Source organism: Aquabacter sp. DMC10 (assembly GCF_056314145.1).
Genome location: NZ_JBQUYX010000003.1, coordinates 153,285 through 168,100, shown reverse-complemented (window position 1 = coordinate 168,100; position 14,816 = coordinate 153,285). Strand labels below are relative to the sequence as shown.

The following is a 14,816-nucleotide window of genomic DNA, read 5'->3' as shown; positions in this document are numbered from 1 at the left end:
TCGAATTTCGCAGGATCGCCGGACGTGCCATTGCGCCTCACCCTTCCCATGGTCGCCGCTCTCGCGCTCGCGCTCGCCGCCTGCGGCGTGAAGGGCCCGCTGCAGCCGCCCGAGACACAGGCGACCACCACGCAGAACGGCGGCAAGCCGGGCACCACCAGCCAGGCGACGCCTGCTCCCACCGGGCCGGTCCGGCCCACCGCCACCAACATGCCGAGCTCGCCCGCCGCCGAATCGAAGGAAGTCACGCAGGAAGGCGAGGAAGCCTGGGGCGCCAATCCGGCAGCGGCCTACACCTATGTGCCGCCGAACACCCCCGGCGACTCGGTTTCCCGCCCGACCCAGAAGGGCAAAGGCACGCCCGCCACGCCCAACAAGCCGTTCTTCCTCGATTCCCTGCTCTGAGGGCGGGTCTTTTCCATGCACCATTTCGACTATCGTGACGGCCGGCTCCATGCCGAGGACGTCGACCTGACCGCGCTTGCCACCAAGGTGGGCACGCCCTTCTATTGCTATTCCACCGCCACGCTGGAGCGGCACTACCGCGTGTTCACGCAGGCCTTCGCCGGCCGCGACGTGCTGCTATGCTATGCGCTCAAGGCCAATTCCAATCAGTCGGTGATCTCGACGCTGGCCCGCCTCGGCGCGGGCGCGGACATCGTCTCGGGTGGCGAACTGAAGCGGGCGCTGGCTGGCGGCGTGAAGGCGGAGCGCATCGTGTTTTCCGGCGTCGGCAAAACCCGGCAGGAAATGGCGGATGCGCTCGATGCCGGCATCCTCTGTTTCAACGTGGAGAGCGAGCCGGAACTGGAGGCCCTGTCGGACGTGGCCTCCAGCCTCGGCGCCATGGCGCGGGTGTCGCTGCGGGTGAATCCGGACGTGGATGCGCGCACCCACGCCAAGATCTCCACCGGCAAGTCCGAAACCAAGTTCGGCATCCCCATCTCCCGCGCCCGGGAGGTCTATGCCGACGCCGCCCGCCTGCCGGGCATTCAGGTGGCCGGCATCGACATGCATATCGGCAGCCAGATCACCGATCTCGCCCCGTTCGAGAATGCCACCTTGCTGATGGCGGAGCTGGCGCGCGACCTGATGGCCAATGGCCACACGCTGCATCATCTCGATCTGGGCGGCGGCCTCGGCGTACCCTATGCGCCTGAAGACCCCCTGCCCCCGACGCCGGACGCCTATGCGGCGGTGGTGAGCCGGGCGCTCGGCGACATCAAGCTCCCGCTCATCTTCGAGATGGGCCGCATGATCGTGGCCAATGCGGGCATCCTCGTCGCCCGCGTGCTCTATGTGAAGCGGGGCGAGGGCAAGACCTTCGTGATCGTGGACGCGGCCATGAACGACCTCATCCGCCCCACCCTGTATGAGGCCTACCACGACCTCATTCCCGTTGCGGCCGCTCCCGAAGGCGCGCCCAAGGCGGTGGTGGACGTGGTGGGTCCGGTCTGCGAGACCGGCGACTATCTGGCGCTGGCCCGCGCCCTGCCCGATCTTCAGCCCGGCGATCTCGTGGCGGTGATGACGGCGGGCGCCTATGGCGCGGTGCAGGCCGGCACCTACAACACCCGCCCGCTGGTGCCGGAGGTGCTGGTGCGCGGCAAGGACGCGGCCGTGGTGCGGCCCCGTCTCACTGCCGAGGACATCATCGCCCTCGACCGCACGGCGCCCTGGCTAGACTGAGGCGCGCCGCCCGAAGGCTCATCGCGCGCCCCTCCCCTCCTCCGGCTTCCGCCTCTTCATGGAACCCCCGCGGCGATCGCCGTGTTGGGGTTTCAGAGGAGACAGCGATGAACCATTCTGACGCGGAGCGCGAGCGCCGCCGGTCTGGCCCATCCCCGTCGCCGGCTCATGGGGAGCAGGCATATGGGCAGGGCGCTTCGGCCGGGCGTTTTGAAGGCTGCGAGTCCCTGGAGAACGACAGCTCCGCCTCGGAGTTCGAATCGTCCTGGCACCTGTGGTTTGTCATCGTGGCGGCCATGACGGTGTCGGCCATGATCCTGGCCGTCCTGACCTTCCAGGCCGCCTGATCCTCAATCGCCACCCTGGCGCCGCAGCGCCTTGAGACGATAAAGCGCCTCCAGGGCCTCGCGGGGGGTCAGACCATCGGGATCAATGGCGTCCAGCGCTTCAGCCACCGCATCATCCCCGGCCATCGGCGCCGCCGGGACCACAGAAACCGGCCGCCGCGCCGCGGCGAACAAGGGCAATTCGTCCACCAGCTTCTGGGCGGGCGAGGCCCGGTCCGCCGCCTCCAGCTCCGCCAGCACCGATTTTGCGCGGGCAATCACCGCCGGCGGCAGACCGGCGAGCTTGGCCACCTGGATGCCATAGGATCGGTCCGCCGCGCCCGGCACCACCTCGTGCAGAAACACCACGTCGCCCTGCCATTCCGTCACCTTCACGGTGGCATTGGCGAGGCGCCGGCAGCGCTGGGAGAGCGCGGTCAGCTCGTGGAAATGGGTGGCGAACAAGGCCCGGCAGCCATTGACCTCGTGCAGATGCTCCAGGCTGGCCCAGGCGATGGACATGCCGTCGAAGGTGGCGGTGCCCCGTCCGATCTCGTCCAGGATCACCAAAGAGCGGGGCGTCGCCTGGTTCAGGATGGCCGCCGTCTCGACCATCTCCACCATGAAGGTGGACCGGCCCCGCGCCAGGTCATCCGCCGCGCCCACGCGGGAGAAGAGGCGGTCGACAATGCCGAGGCGGGCCGCGCGGGCGGGCACGAAGGCGCCGGCCTGGGCGAGCACGGCAATCAGGGCGTTCTGGCGCAGGAAGGTGGACTTGCCGGCCATGTTGGGACCGGTCACCAGCATGATGCGGCCGCGTGCGTCACCTTCCACCGGGGGCGAGAGGTCGCAATCATTGGCGACGAAAGGCCCACCCGAGCGGGAGAGCGCCTGCTCCACCACCGGATGACGGCCGCCTTCCACCAGGAAGTCCACGGCCTCGCTCATGTGCGGGCGCACATAGCGCTCGTCGACGGCGAGCTTGGCGAGGCCCGCGATCACGTCCAGTTCGGCCAGCGCCTCGGCGGCGGCGCGGATGCCATCGGTCTGCTCCACCACGGCAGCGGCGAGGCGGTCGAAGATCTGCTGCTCCTGCGCCAGCGCCCGCTCGCCCGCGCTCGCGATGCGGCTTTCCAGTTCGCCCAACTCCACGGAAGTGAAGCGCACCGCCCCCGCCAGCGTCTGGCGGTGAACGAAGGTGCCGGCGAAGGGGTCCTCCCGCAGCCGGTCGGCATTCTGGGCGGTCACCTCGACGAAATAGCCCAGCACCGCATTGTGCCGGATCTTCAGGGAGCGGACCCCGGTCTCCTCGCAATAGCGCTTCTCCAGCGCCGCCACCACGCGCCGGCTCTCGTCGCGGAGCGCGCGGTTCTGGTCGAGGTCGATGTCGTAGCCCGGCCGGATGAAGCCGCCGTCGCGTCGGTTGGGCGGGGGCTCGTCCACGATGGCGCTGGCCAGCTCGCCGGCCAGGCCCGAATCCCCCTTGGCGAGGCGGGCGGCGCAAGCGCGCAAATCGGCAGGCGCGTCCGGCGGGAAGGCGGCGGCGAGCGCAAAGCCCTCCTCCAGGCCCTGGCCGATGGCAGCCAGGTCCCGCGGGCTGCCACGGCCCAGGGAGAGGCGGGACAAGGCGCGGGCAAGATCGGGCGCGCGGGCGAGGCGCTGGCGCAGGGCGGCGGTGAGGCTGGTGTCCTCCGCCAGGGCTTCCACCGCATCGTGGCGGGCGCGGATGGCGGCAAGGTCGGTGAGGGGCTCGCCGATGCGCCGCGCCAGGAGGCGCGCCCCGGCCGCCGTCACCGTGCGGTCGACCGCCGCCAGCAGCGAGCCGCGCCGTTCGCCGGAGGTGGTGCGGGTCAATTCCAGATTGGTGCGGGTGCCAGCATCGATGAGCATGGACCCGCCATCGGCCTCGCGACTGGGCGGAGCGAGCGCCGGGCGGGCGCCCAGCTGGGTGCGCTCCACATAGGCGACGATGGCGGCCGCGGCGATGAGTTCGGCGCGGGTGAAGGTGCCGAAGGCCTCCAGCGTCTTGACCGCGAAGAAGGCGGCGAGGCGATGCTCGGCCCCTGCCCCCTCGAAGCTCTGGCGGGGGAGCGGGGTGACCGCCGGCAATTCCCGCCACAGCTCGCGCAGCTCGCCATCCTCGAACAGGGCGTCGGAAACCAGGACCTCGGCCGGATCGATGCGGGCGATGTCGGCGGCCAGTTGGTCCTTGCGGCTCGCCGCCACGCGGAAGCTGCCGGTGGACACGTCGGTGAAGGCGAGGCCATAGGCATGCTCGTCCTCGCCACCGGCGCGGGTGCGGGCGACCGCCAGGAGGACATTCTCCCGCTTGGCGTCCAGCAGCGCGTCCTCGGTGAGGGTGCCGGGGGTGACAAGGCGCGTCACGTCGCGCCGCACCACCGCCTTGGCGCCGCGCTTTCGCGCCTCGGCGGGATCTTCCAGCTGCTCGCACACCGCCACGCGGAAGCCCAGGGCGATGAGCTTGTGGAGATATTCGTCGGAGCGGGAGATGGGCACGCCGCACATGGGGATGTCCTCCCCCATATGCTTGCCGCGCTTGGTGAGCACGATGCCGAGCGCCTGGGACGCCTTCTCGGCATCCTCGAAGAACAGCTCGTAAAAGTCGCCCATCCGGTAGAAGAGCAGGCAGTCCGGGTTGGCCGCCTTGATCTCGATATATTGGGCCATGACCGGCGTCACGCGGCCCTCCTCCCCGGCGCGGGCGGGCGCGGGGGCGCCGGCAGCGGGAGGGGCTTCGTCCGGGGTGGCGCCCGGGGCGTCGGTGAGGTCGGCGGCCTGTGGGATCATGGCCGAAAGCTAGCGGGGCGGGAGCGCCATGTCAGCGCCGCCCGCCCCGTGTTCGACAGGAAAGTGCGCCCGCACCCCGCGAGCGGGCTCACACTCCCGTCAAACCGATCCCGTCAGAACACCTGCCGCAGCAGGACATAGATGCCGCCCGCCAGCACGATGGCCGCCGGCAAGGTGAGCACCCAGGCCATGGCAAGGTTGCGCACGGTCGACCATTGCAGGCCGGTGTGGTTGGCCGCCATGGTGCCGGCAATGCCCGAGGACAGAACGTGGGTGGTGGACACCGGCAGGCCGTAATGGTCGGCGGCCAGGATGGTGCCCATGGCCACCAGCTCCGCCGCGCCGCCCTGGGCGTAGGTGAGATGGGACTTGCCGATCTTCTCGCCCACCGTCACCACGATGCGCTTCCAGCCCACCATGGTGCCAAGGCCCAGCGCGATGGCCACGGCCACCTTCACCCACAGCGGGATGAATTTCGTGGCCTCGTCCAGCGAGTGCTTGAAGGCAATCAGGTTCTGCCGGGTCTGCGCATCGAAGGTGGGGGCCTGGATGCGCTGCATGATGGCGATGGTCTCGGACGCCAGATACATGTCGTTGCGCATGTTCGGCACGGCCGCCGCCGGCACCTGGGACAGCGAATTGTGGGTCGCCACCAGATCGGCGATCTCGCCGGCCACCGCCGCCAGGGCCGGAACGGTGTCCGGCCGCACCTTATGGTCGCGCACGAAGGCCGTCAGGCTCTCCCGGGGATCCGGGACCGGCGTGGTGACGGGCTGGGCCGCCAGGAGCGAAGTCTGGGTCACCTGCGCCAGGGCGCGGAACTGCGCCACATCCTCAGGGTCCACCGCGCGGTTCAGCGCATAGGCGGTGGGCACGATGCCGATCAGGATCAGCATGATGAGACCCATGCCCTTCTGGCCGTCATTGGAACCGTGGGCGAAGGACACGCCGGTGCAGGTGAGCACCAGGAGACCGCGGATCCACCACGGCGGCGCCTTGTTTTCCTTCGGCTCGTGATAGAGCGAGGGGTTCTTGATGAGGACCTTCATGGTCACCAGCAGGAGGCCGGCGGCCACGAAGCCCACCACCGGGGAGAGCAGCAGGGAATAGCCCACATTGGCCGCCTGCCCCCAATCCACGCCGGCGGTGCCGTCGGCGCCCTTCAGAAGCTGGTTGGCGAGGCCGACGCCGATGATGGAGCCGATCAGGGTGTGGGAGGACGAGGCCGGCAGGCCCAGATACCAGGTGCCGAGGTTCCACAGGATGGCCGCCACCAGAAGGGCGAACACCATGGACATGCCCGCGCCCGACCCCACGTTGAGGATCAGTTCCACCGGCAGCAGGGAGATGATGCCAAAGGCCACCGCGCCGGAGGAGACGAGGACGCCGATGAAGTTCCAGCAGCCCGACCAGACCACGGCGAAATGGGCAGGCAAGGTGTTGGTGTAGATGACGGTGGCCACCGCATTGGCGGTGTCGTGGAAGCCGTTCACGAACTCGAAGGCGAGCGCGATCAAGAGGGCCACGAAGAGCAGCAGGAAGGGCGCGAAGGTCAGCGGCCCCACGTCCGCGCGCTGCATGTCCGACCAGATGGACCAGCCCACATAGGCAAGTCCGCCCAGCAGCACCGCAAAGAAGATGAAGACTTCCCGCAGGCTCTTGTCCCGCTCGAACCGCGCGCCGGACTGCGAGACATGCGCGTGGGACTTTCGCTCCGTCCCATGGGTTGCTGTATGCGCCACGCGGTTCCCCCTCGGCACCAAGCCACCAAAACTGGTGGCGCATCCATCGCGCACGGCAGTGACGCCGCGATGACGTTCGGTGTCGCGGGAAAATTGTTACATGGACGTCACCCCGCGCCAAGCTTGCGGCACAGAAGATCCAGCTGGTCGAGATCGGTGTAGCGGATGCGCAATTCGCCCCCCTCCCCCTTGGTCTGGAGCTGCACCTTCAGCCCCAGGGCCTCGGCGATGCGGCGCTCCACGGCGCGGGTGTCGGCATCCTTCTCGGCGGGACGGGCGGGGCTGGCCACGGCGGTCTTCACCTTGGCGAGGGCCTCCACGTCGCGGACATTGAGCCCCTTCTCCACCACCTCGCGGGCGATCCGGGCGGGGTCGTCATGGGCGAGCAGCGCGCGGGCATGGCCGGCGGTCAGGCGTCCGTCCGCCACATAGGTCTTCACCTGCTCGGGCAGCTTCATGAGGCGCAGCGTGTTGGCGATGTGGCTGCGGCTCTTGCCGATGACCTTGGAGAGGTCCTGCTGGGTATAGGAAAACTCGGCCATCAGGGCCTCGTAGCCCTGGGCCTCTTCCAGCGGATTGAGGTCGGAACGCTGGACATTCTCGATGATGGCGACTTCCAGCGCCTCCCGGTCGTTCAGCTCCACCACCACCACGGGCACTTCGTGGAGCGCGGCCCGCTGGGCGGCGCGCCAGCGGCGCTCGCCGGCGACGATCTCGAAGGCGTTGGGGCCGACGGTGCGGACCACGATGGGCTGGATGATGCCCTTTTCCTTCACCGAGGCGGTCAGATCCTCCAGCCCCTCCTCCAGGAAGGTCCGGCGCGGATTGCGCGGGCTGGGGCGGACGAACTCGATCGGCACCTTGCGCACGCCGGCGCCCTTCTGCACCGGGGCGGGACGGGCATCGTCGCCGCCCATGTCGCCGATCAGCGCCGCCAATCCCCGCCCGAGCCGCGAGCGGCCTTCTTCCGCCATGTTAAGGGTCCCTCTCCTGCCGCGGCCGAAACCGCCGCCATCCCGTTCAAGTCAAAGGGCGAGGCGGCCTCAGGCCGCCACCGCCCGCGCCGCGCGCTCGCGCTGGATCACTTCCGAGGCAAGCCGCAGATAGGCCTGCGAGCCCGCGCATTTCAGGTCATAGAGCAGCACCGGCTTGCCATAGGACGGCGCCTCCGAGACCCGCACATTGCGCGGGATCACCGTCTGGTAGACCTTGTCGCCCATGAATTGCCGGACATCCTGCATCACCTGGTCGGACAGGTTGTTGCGGGCATCATACATGGTCAGCACGATGCCGTGGATGGTCAGTTCCGGGTTGAGCGCGCCGCGCACCTGCTCCACCGTCTTCAGCAATTGGGACAGGCCCTCCAGGGCGAAGAACTCGCACTGGAGCGGCACCAATATGGCATGGGCCGCCGCCATGGCGTTCACCGTGATGAGCGACAGGGACGGCGGGCAGTCGATCAGCACATAGGAAAAGCGCGGGCCCTCCCCATTGCCGGCCAGCGCCGTCAAGGCATTGCGCAGGCGGAAGGCGCGGTCGCGCTCGCTGGCGATCTCCAGTTCGAGGCCGGACAGGTCCAGGGTCGAGGGCGCCACATAAAGATTGGGCACCCCCGTCTCCTGCACCGTCTCGCGCAGCGTGGCCTCGCCGCACAGCACGTCATAGGTGGACAGGCGCCGGCGCGAGCGCTCGATGCCAAGGCCCGTGGACGCATTGCCCTGGGGGTCCAGGTCCACCACCAGCACGGTCTCGCCGATGGCGGCGAGCGCGGTGCCCAGATTGATGGCCGTTGTGGTCTTACCCACCCCGCCCTTCTGGTTGGCGAGGGCGAGAATGCGCGGCGTGACGCCTCCGGTGATGGGGGCGGTGGAAGGATGGTCAGTCATGTGGCGCGTTTCCGCGTGATGCCGCCCCGGCGGCCGAAATGGCGGATGGGGGCGTAGAGGCCGCTTTCTCCAAATGCCGGACCAGGAGGATGCGTCCCTCGGACTCGACCCGGCTCGGCTGGAGCTCGAAGTCGAGTGTCCAGTCTTTGCGCGCCTCGGTCAATTCACGCTCCCAATCCCGCCCCTTGGGAAAGAGGCCCACCGCTCCGGCGGCAAAAAAGGGTTCGGACAACTCCAGGAGCTTCGGCAATGGGGCGAGCGCGCGGGCGGAAACCACCTGGCAGCCGGGCGCAAGCGCCTGCGCCACCTTCTCTATTCGTTGCGGATGGACGGTGACGGGCAGGTCCGCCTGGCGGCTGGCTTCCCGCAGGAAGGCCGCCTTGCGGGTGTCGCTCTCCACCAGCTCCACATGGGCATTGTCCCGCTCGGCCAGCACCGCTGCGACCACAAGGCCGGGGAATCCGCCTCCCGAGCCCAGGTCGGTCCAGGCGGAAACGGAGGACGGAACAAGAAAAACCAGCTGGAGCGAATCGGCGATGTGGCGGCGCCACAGGTCGGGGACCGTGGCGGGCGCGACCAGATTTATCGTTTTCTGCCATTTGGTTAGCAGGTCCGCGAGGATGTCGAGCCGGGCCAATGTTTCACGTGAAACGTTCCCCGCCACCTCGTCCCGCCCGCTCAAAACCCGCTCTTTGGCCGCCATGACATGCTCCGAACTGGCCCGGAGGATCGCAGATCACGGCTTAAAGATCGACCCTCCAGCCCCTTGTTCCCTTCTGTTCCTCCGCGCCGGGGCCTGGAGGCCAGCTAACGGTTACCGTCCCCAGGATTCACAAAAGAGGCTTCGCGAAGCGGTCCTACCCCTCCACCGCCCGCGCCGCCGCCCCCTGCCGGCGGGCATAGGTGACGAGCAGAGCCAGCGCCGCCGGCGTCATGCCCTCCATGCGGCCCGCCTGCCCCACCGTGCGGGGACGGACGCGGGCGAGCTTCTGCTTCAGCTCATTGGAGAGGCCCGGCAGGTCGCCATAGGTCAAGTCGTCCGGCAGGATCAGGCTCTCGTCCCGGCGGAGCGTGGCGATGTCCGCCGCCTGCCGATCCAGATAAACCGCATATTTGGCGTCCGTCTCCAATTGCGCGGCGATGGGTGCGGGGATGGCGGACAGTTCCGGCCAGATGCGGGCCAGGCGCTCAAGGTCCGTGTCGGGATAGGCCAGCAGGTCGAAGGCCGTGCGCCGCTGGCCGTCCTTGTTGAGGACGAGGCCATGGCCCGCCGCCTCGTTGGGGGTGAGCGACAAGGACAGGGCCTGCGCCCGCGCTGCCTCCAGCGCCGCCATGCGGGCCGCGAACACGGCGCGGCGCTTTTCGCCCACGAGACCCAGCGCGAGGCCGCGCGGGGTCAGGCGCTGGTCCGCATTATCAGCGCGCAGCGTCAGGCGATATTCGGCCCGCGAGGTGAACATGCGATAGGGCTCGGTGACGCCGCGGGTGACGAGATCGTCCACCATCACGCCCAGATAGCCCTCCGCTCGATCGATCACGATCCCCTCCCCGCCCCCGGCGCGGCGGGCGGCGTTGAGGCCGGCGATGAGTCCCTGGGCGGCGGCTTCCTCATAGCCGGTCGTGCCGTTGATCTGGCCGGCGAGGAACAGGCCGGGCGCGCGCTTCACCTCCAGGGTGGCGGCAAGCTCGCGCGGGTCCACATGGTCATATTCGATGGCATAGCCCGGCCGCTTCACCCGCACCTTTTCCAGGCCCGGAATGGTGGCGAGGAACAGATGCTGCACTTCCTCCGGCAGGGAGGTGGACATGCCGTTGGGATAGATGGTGTCGTCGTCCAGCCCCTCCGGCTCCAGGAAGATCTGGTGGCCGTCCCGATCGCCGAAGCGCACCACCTTGTCCTCGATGGACGGGCAATAGCGCGGCCCGGTGCTCTCGATGCGGCCGGAATACATGGCCGAGCGGGAGAGGTTGGCGCGGATCACATCATGGGTGGCGGTGGTGGTGCGGGTGATGCCGCATTCCACCTGGGGATTGGGCAGATAAGTGGTGAGGGCGGAGAAGGGCTCGGGGTCCTCATCCCCCGGCTGCATCTCCAGGCTCGCCCAGTCGATGGACGTGCCATCGAGACGGGGCGGCGTCCCGGTCTTCAGCCGACCAAGGGAGAGGCCCAGCCGCGCGAGCGCGCGGGAGAGGCCCAGCGCCGGCTTCTCGCCGATGCGGCCGGCGGGGATCTGCACCTCGCCCATATGGATGAGGCCATTGAGGAAAGTGCCGGTGGTCAGCACCACCGCGCCGCATGAATAGCTGCGCCCATCCGCCAGGATGAGCCCGGTGACGCGCCCCTCGCTGACGATGAGGTCGTCCGCCTCCCCTTCCAGGATGGTGAGGTTGGTCTCCTCGGCCAATGCCGCCTGCATGGCGCGGGCATAGAGCTTACGATCCGCCTGGGCGCGGGGGCCGCGCACGGCCGGGCCCTTCCGGCGGTTCAGAAGACGGAACTGGATGCCGCCCTGGTCCGCCACCCGGCCCATGAGGCCGTCGAGGGCATCCACCTCGCGCACCAGATGCCCCTTGCCGAGGCCGCCAATGGCCGGATTGCAGGACATGGCGCCGATGGTGGCGGCGGAATGGGTGACGAGCGCCGTGCGCGCGCCGAGCCGCGCAGCCGCCGCCGCTGCCTCGCACCCCGCATGGCCGCCGCCCACCACCATCACGTCGAACATCATCGCAGCTCCCATGGAGCGCCGTCCCTTCCACCATCCGCCACGCGCCGCCCCTTGGGGCGTATGGCTTTTCATCGCATGGGGGAGGAGGAACGCCAGTTTCGCGGCGCGGTCAAGGCGGCAATCCCACCGCGGGTGACGGGAGCGATAGGAACCCCGCTCAGTTGAAAGATTTCATAACAAACATAGGTCGTGAGTAAGATAAGTGCAGTCCATCCCTCTCCCCTTCTCCAACGCTCCCACCTCCTCTTCCTTCATTTTGGCGAAACCGTAAGTCTCCGAAAGAAGACATCTTGCCTTCTCCACGTTTTTGTCTTGAGAGCGTTGGGAAGCTGCCGCATTCTGGCGCGACAAGACCGGCCATTCGATGAGGCGCCCCGGACCGGCGCCCGCAGTTGGAGACGGCGACCATGACCACCGATCCCGATCCCAAGGCCCTCTCCGCGCAGGGCGCGCCCCACGCGCAGGCACAGACCGAAGTTGCCTCTGACGCCCGCCCCCTCACCACCGAGGAAGGTGCGGACGTGGCCGGTGGCTTTCCCATCAACCCGAAGGTTTTTCCCGAGGCCCAGCGCGCCACCATCATGCGCCTGAACGGGTGGGACGCGGACCACGGGAAGAAGAAGTAGCCGCCTCATGAGTGGGCTCTTCAGCTGAGCCCTCCCCAGTGCCGGACACACGATCCCAATCGCCCCCTTGTTCTGAAGGAAACAGCCATGACCGAACCTGAACAGGCCCGCCCTCCCCTCCCCGGGGCACCCAACACGACACCCGACGCGACGCCCCTCTCGCCGGAGCAGCAGGAAAGTGTGGTCGCCGGCAAGGCCATTTGGGGTTGGACCGCCGACCAAGCTCAGAAGGCGGCGGACGAGCGCGAACAGAGATGGCAGAGCATCAAGACCTGGTTCAGCAACTTGTTCTGACATCGCCCGCCACCGCGCCACGGACGCCCCCCGAGGCTCCGCCGGCTTGACGAGCGCCGGTGCACATAAGGTCCCGCGCCAGAGTTCCAATCCCTCTGGCGACGCGGGGCGACTTGGGAGACACTCGCCCGCCGGGTTCACACGTGCCGTCGGCCGGCGGGAAGATCAGAGCCTATGTCCGTTGCCCCGGAGCGCGTGTGCGTCAGCTCCCATATTCCCCGGCTCGACGCCTTCCGGGCCATCGCCGCCCTTCTGGTGATTTGGGAGCACTTTTTCGCCCCGCTCGCCCCCGCAGCGATGGTCTTCTATCCGGGCGGACTGGGTGTTTATTTCTTTTTCGTGCTCTCCGGCTTCCTCATCACCGAGAGCCTGGAGCGGCGCACAGGATCCATGCGCGCGCGGCTGGCGGGCTTTTATGCGCGACGGGCGCGCCGCATCTTCCCCATCTATTATCTGATGCTCGCGATTGGCATCGCGCTGGCCATACCCGGATTTCGCCAATCCCTTCCCTGGAGCGCGGTCTACCTCAACAACATCCAGATGCTGCAGACGGGCCAGTTCCAAGAATATGCGGGACATTTCTGGACCCTGGCCGTCGAGGAGCAGTTCTACCTGCTCTGGCCCTTGCTGGTGGTGGGTCTGGGACGGTCGGCCACACTCGCTGCGGCCGCCGGGGCGGTGCTTGTGGGGGTGGCCTACCGCTTTTGGGGCTTCGATCCCGCGCTTTATCCCGTGTATCTCGTCTCACCCCTCGCCAATTTCGATCTCCTCGCCATGGGCGGCCTGCTCAGTTTCTGGCTACGCAAGGCGGGTTCGGGTCAGGTTGAAGCGCGGCTTCGTTGTCTGCTTCCACTCTCGGCCTCGGCCGCAATGGCATTCTGTTTCCTGTCGGGTGTGCCCATGGGTCCTCTTCAGGCCGTGGGCGTCTCCATTCTGCCGACGGTGGCGGCCCTCTTCCTCGCCTGGATGCTGGCCCGCGCCGTCCACGCCCGGACCGCTCCACCCGTCTGGGGCGAGCGCCCGTTGGTCGGTCTGGGCCGGATCAGCTATGGCCTATATGTCTATCACCTGCCTCTGCTGTACTTCGTCGTCCAATGGGAAGGCGGGACCCCCTCGGTGCTGGCCCGCCTGGCGGGACTGGTTGCGACGGTGATGGTGGCCGCCCTCTCCTGGCACGTGCTGGAGGCTCCGATCCTGCGGCGCGGGCGGACGGCGTCGCGGATCTGGCCGGCGGGCCAGGATGTGGCGGACTCCGGACGGCCATAGCTCCGGCACCCGTCCGTCCCCTCGTGCGCGCCGAACGTCCTTTGCGGCACCGGCAGCGGGGAGCGCCCGGTCCGCCCCATCTTTCCGCACCGCCAAGGCGCCAGGCCGCCCCATGCCGTTTCCTCCGACAGGGGGCGTGGCAATGTTTCACGTGAAACATGCCGAAGGGACGCGGGCATGAAAAAGGGCCGGTCATGCCGGCCCTCTTTCGTTTTCTCTCTGCCCTGCCCTACTCGGCCGGCTGCACCCGCGGTCGGCGCCAGGTGAGTCGCCAGCCCAGACGCTGGCCGGGCTGTTCCACCAGGACGTAGGTCAGGCTCGCCAGCGCCACGGTGGCAAGACCAATCACCGCTGCCTTGGGCAAGGCCGCCGCCGGCAAAAGCCCGGCTTCACCCAGCACCCCAATCACGGCGGGATGGCCGAGATAGATGGAGAAGCTGATGAGCCCCAGATATTGCGCCACGGGGTTTCCCAACACCGCGTTCATGAGGCGCGCCCGGCGGCTGCCCAGCGCCACCATGGCGAAGGCCGCCAGCGAATAGGCCAGGAATTCCGCCTTCAGTGCGCCCACCTGGACGCCGGGAATGAAGGCAACCCCCACCATGGCCGCCAGCCCGCCGAGCAGCGCCGCATCCCCCGCCCAGCCCGGCGCACGCATGCGTTCCCGCACGCGAAAGGCGGCAAGGCCCAAGGCGAAGCAGAAGGCATAGGGGATGGGGCTCCAGATGAAGGCGAGACCCGCATAATCGCGCGGCACCGGCAGCCAGTTCAAATGTGAGAGGCCCAGCCGGTAAATGGCGAACCCCGCCGCCACCACCAGCGCCGCCCGCACCAGCGTCCGCGCCCAGACGAGCACGAAGGGCAGGATGAGATAATAGGCCATCTCAATGGGCAGGGACCATTCCGCCTCGATGAGCGAATTGGCGATGCGATAATCCAGGAAGCTCAGGAAGCTCGCATGCATCAGCACATTGTAGAGAGTGGCCGGCGCGTGGAACACCGCGGCCCAGCCCGAGGGCGGCAGCAGCCCGGCCGCGACAATGGCGATCCAGGCATAATAGAGCGGCGCGATGCGCCAGAAGCGCCGGGCCAGATAATCGCCATAAGAGGGCGCCTTCAGATAGGAGGCGCTGACGCTGAAGCCGGAAATGACGAAGAAGACATAGACGCCCCCGCGCCCCGCCATCTCCACCAGCGCCGCCCCCGCCGGCCCCATCTCTTTCAGCCCGGCACCGCCCCCATGGAGCAGCACCACGGCCAGGGCCGCAATGGCCCTAAGACCCGTGATGAAACGGGTCTCTCCATAATCCTTCATCATGTCACTCTTCCCACACCGGGGAGGAGCTTAGCCCGAAACACGTCAGAAACAGAAATCAACGTTGGGCAATGAATGTCTCACGTTGGCGGCGGCGAGTGTTTCACGTGAAACACGACGCGGACCCCGCGCCGGGAT

General features: G+C 68.1%; 13 protein-coding genes. 6 read left to right on the top strand and 7 right to left on the bottom strand.

Annotated elements, in window-relative coordinates; translation table 11 throughout:
* The first annotated feature begins 24 nt into the window (after positions 1 to 24).
* From lptM to ACT54L_RS09505, 3 genes are all read left to right on the top strand, one after another.
* Positions 25 to 405, top strand: a complete 381-nt coding sequence (gene lptM, locus ACT54L_RS09515) for an LPS translocon maturation chaperone LptM (RefSeq protein ID WP_476085342.1) — start codon at positions 25 to 27, stop codon at positions 403 to 405.
* A gap of 15 nt (positions 406 to 420) precedes the next feature.
* A complete protein-coding gene (lysA, locus tag ACT54L_RS09510; protein WP_476085341.1) occupies positions 421 to 1,689 on the top strand; it encodes a diaminopimelate decarboxylase in 1,269 nt (422 codons plus the stop codon).
* A gap of 107 nt (positions 1,690 to 1,796) precedes the next feature.
* A complete protein-coding gene (locus ACT54L_RS09505; protein ID WP_476085340.1) occupies positions 1,797 to 2,036 on the top strand; it encodes a hypothetical protein in 240 nt (79 codons plus the stop codon).
* A gap of 3 nt (positions 2,037 to 2,039) precedes the next feature.
* Here the strand turns inward: ACT54L_RS09505 and mutS are convergent, their stop codons facing one another.
* From mutS to mnmG, 6 genes are all read right to left on the bottom strand, one after another.
* Positions 2,040 to 4,823, bottom strand: coding sequence for a DNA mismatch repair protein MutS (gene mutS, locus ACT54L_RS09500; protein WP_476085339.1), 2,784 nt, complete (start codon positions 4,821 to 4,823; stop codon positions 2,040 to 2,042).
* Between the two features lie 113 nt (positions 4,824 to 4,936).
* On the bottom strand, positions 4,937 to 6,565 hold the full coding sequence (locus ACT54L_RS09495) for an inorganic phosphate transporter (protein ID WP_476085338.1): 1,629 nt from the start codon (positions 6,563 to 6,565) through the stop codon (positions 4,937 to 4,939).
* Positions 6,566 to 6,672: 107 nt separating this feature from the next.
* On the bottom strand, positions 6,673 to 7,539 hold the full coding sequence (locus ACT54L_RS09490) for a ParB/RepB/Spo0J family partition protein (protein WP_476085337.1): 867 nt from the start codon (positions 7,537 to 7,539) through the stop codon (positions 6,673 to 6,675).
* 69 nt (positions 7,540 to 7,608) lie between these two features.
* A complete protein-coding gene (locus ACT54L_RS09485) occupies positions 7,609 to 8,451 on the bottom strand; it encodes a ParA family protein (RefSeq protein ID WP_476085336.1) in 843 nt (280 codons plus the stop codon).
* Positions 8,444 to 9,154 (bottom strand): 16S rRNA (guanine(527)-N(7))-methyltransferase RsmG, encoded by a 711-nt coding sequence (gene rsmG / locus ACT54L_RS09480; RefSeq protein WP_476085335.1) that lies wholly within the window; start codon positions 9,152 to 9,154, stop codon positions 8,444 to 8,446. Before rsmG ends, ACT54L_RS09485 begins: the two co-directional genes overlap by 8 nt.
* A 154-nt stretch (positions 9,155 to 9,308) precedes the next feature.
* Positions 9,309 to 11,189, bottom strand: a complete 1,881-nt coding sequence (mnmG, locus tag ACT54L_RS09475; protein WP_476085334.1) for a tRNA uridine-5-carboxymethylaminomethyl(34) synthesis enzyme MnmG — start codon at positions 11,187 to 11,189, stop codon at positions 9,309 to 9,311.
* 395 nt (positions 11,190 to 11,584) lie between these two features.
* On the opposite strand from mnmG, the gene ACT54L_RS09470 reads away from it, so the two are divergent.
* The 3 genes from ACT54L_RS09470 (at position 11,585) to ACT54L_RS09460 (ending at position 13,363) form a co-directional block, all read left to right on the top strand.
* Positions 11,585 to 11,803 carry a hypothetical protein gene (locus ACT54L_RS09470; RefSeq protein ID WP_476085333.1) on the top strand — a complete coding sequence of 73 codons (219 nt, stop codon included), beginning with the start codon at positions 11,585 to 11,587 and terminating at the stop codon, positions 11,801 to 11,803.
* A gap of 87 nt (positions 11,804 to 11,890) precedes the next feature.
* Positions 11,891 to 12,097, top strand: coding sequence for a hypothetical protein (locus tag ACT54L_RS09465; RefSeq protein ID WP_476085332.1), 207 nt, complete (start codon positions 11,891 to 11,893; stop codon positions 12,095 to 12,097).
* A gap of 174 nt (positions 12,098 to 12,271) precedes the next feature.
* Complete coding sequence (locus ACT54L_RS09460; protein ID WP_476085331.1) at positions 12,272 to 13,363, top strand: acyltransferase family protein; 1,092 nt, start codon at positions 12,272 to 12,274, stop codon at positions 13,361 to 13,363.
* Positions 13,364 to 13,592: 229 nt separating this feature from the next.
* Here the strand turns inward: ACT54L_RS09460 and ACT54L_RS09455 are convergent, their stop codons facing one another.
* Entirely contained in the window at positions 13,593 to 14,681 is a 1,089-nt protein-coding gene (locus tag ACT54L_RS09455; protein WP_476085330.1) for an acyltransferase family protein, read from the bottom strand.
* Positions 14,682 to 14,816: the final 135 nt, after the last annotated feature.

Coding starts and splice junctions, on each gene's coding strand:
- lysA (WP_476085341.1), top strand. CDS start 421: ATGCACCATTTCGACTATCGTGACGGCCGGCTCCATGCCGAGGACGTC.
- ACT54L_RS09505 (WP_476085340.1), top strand. CDS start 1,797: ATGAACCATTCTGACGCGGAGCGCGAGCGCCGCCGGTCTGGCCCATCC.
- mutS (WP_476085339.1), bottom strand. CDS start 4,823: ATGATCCCACAGGCCGCCGACCTCACCGACGCCCCGGGCGCCACCCCG.
- ACT54L_RS09490 (WP_476085337.1), bottom strand. CDS start 7,539: ATGGCGGAAGAAGGCCGCTCGCGGCTCGGGCGGGGATTGGCGGCGCTG.
- ACT54L_RS09485 (WP_476085336.1), bottom strand. CDS start 8,451: ATGACTGACCATCCTTCCACCGCCCCCATCACCGGAGGCGTCACGCCG.
- rsmG (WP_476085335.1), bottom strand. CDS start 9,154: ATGGCGGCCAAAGAGCGGGTTTTGAGCGGGCGGGACGAGGTGGCGGGG.
- mnmG (WP_476085334.1), bottom strand. CDS start 11,189: ATGGGAGCTGCGATGATGTTCGACGTGATGGTGGTGGGCGGCGGCCAT.
- ACT54L_RS09470 (WP_476085333.1), top strand. CDS start 11,585: ATGACCACCGATCCCGATCCCAAGGCCCTCTCCGCGCAGGGCGCGCCC.
- ACT54L_RS09465 (WP_476085332.1), top strand. CDS start 11,891: ATGACCGAACCTGAACAGGCCCGCCCTCCCCTCCCCGGGGCACCCAAC.
- ACT54L_RS09460 (WP_476085331.1), top strand. CDS start 12,272: ATGTCCGTTGCCCCGGAGCGCGTGTGCGTCAGCTCCCATATTCCCCGG.
- ACT54L_RS09455 (WP_476085330.1), bottom strand. CDS start 14,681: ATGATGAAGGATTATGGAGAGACCCGTTTCATCACGGGTCTTAGGGCC.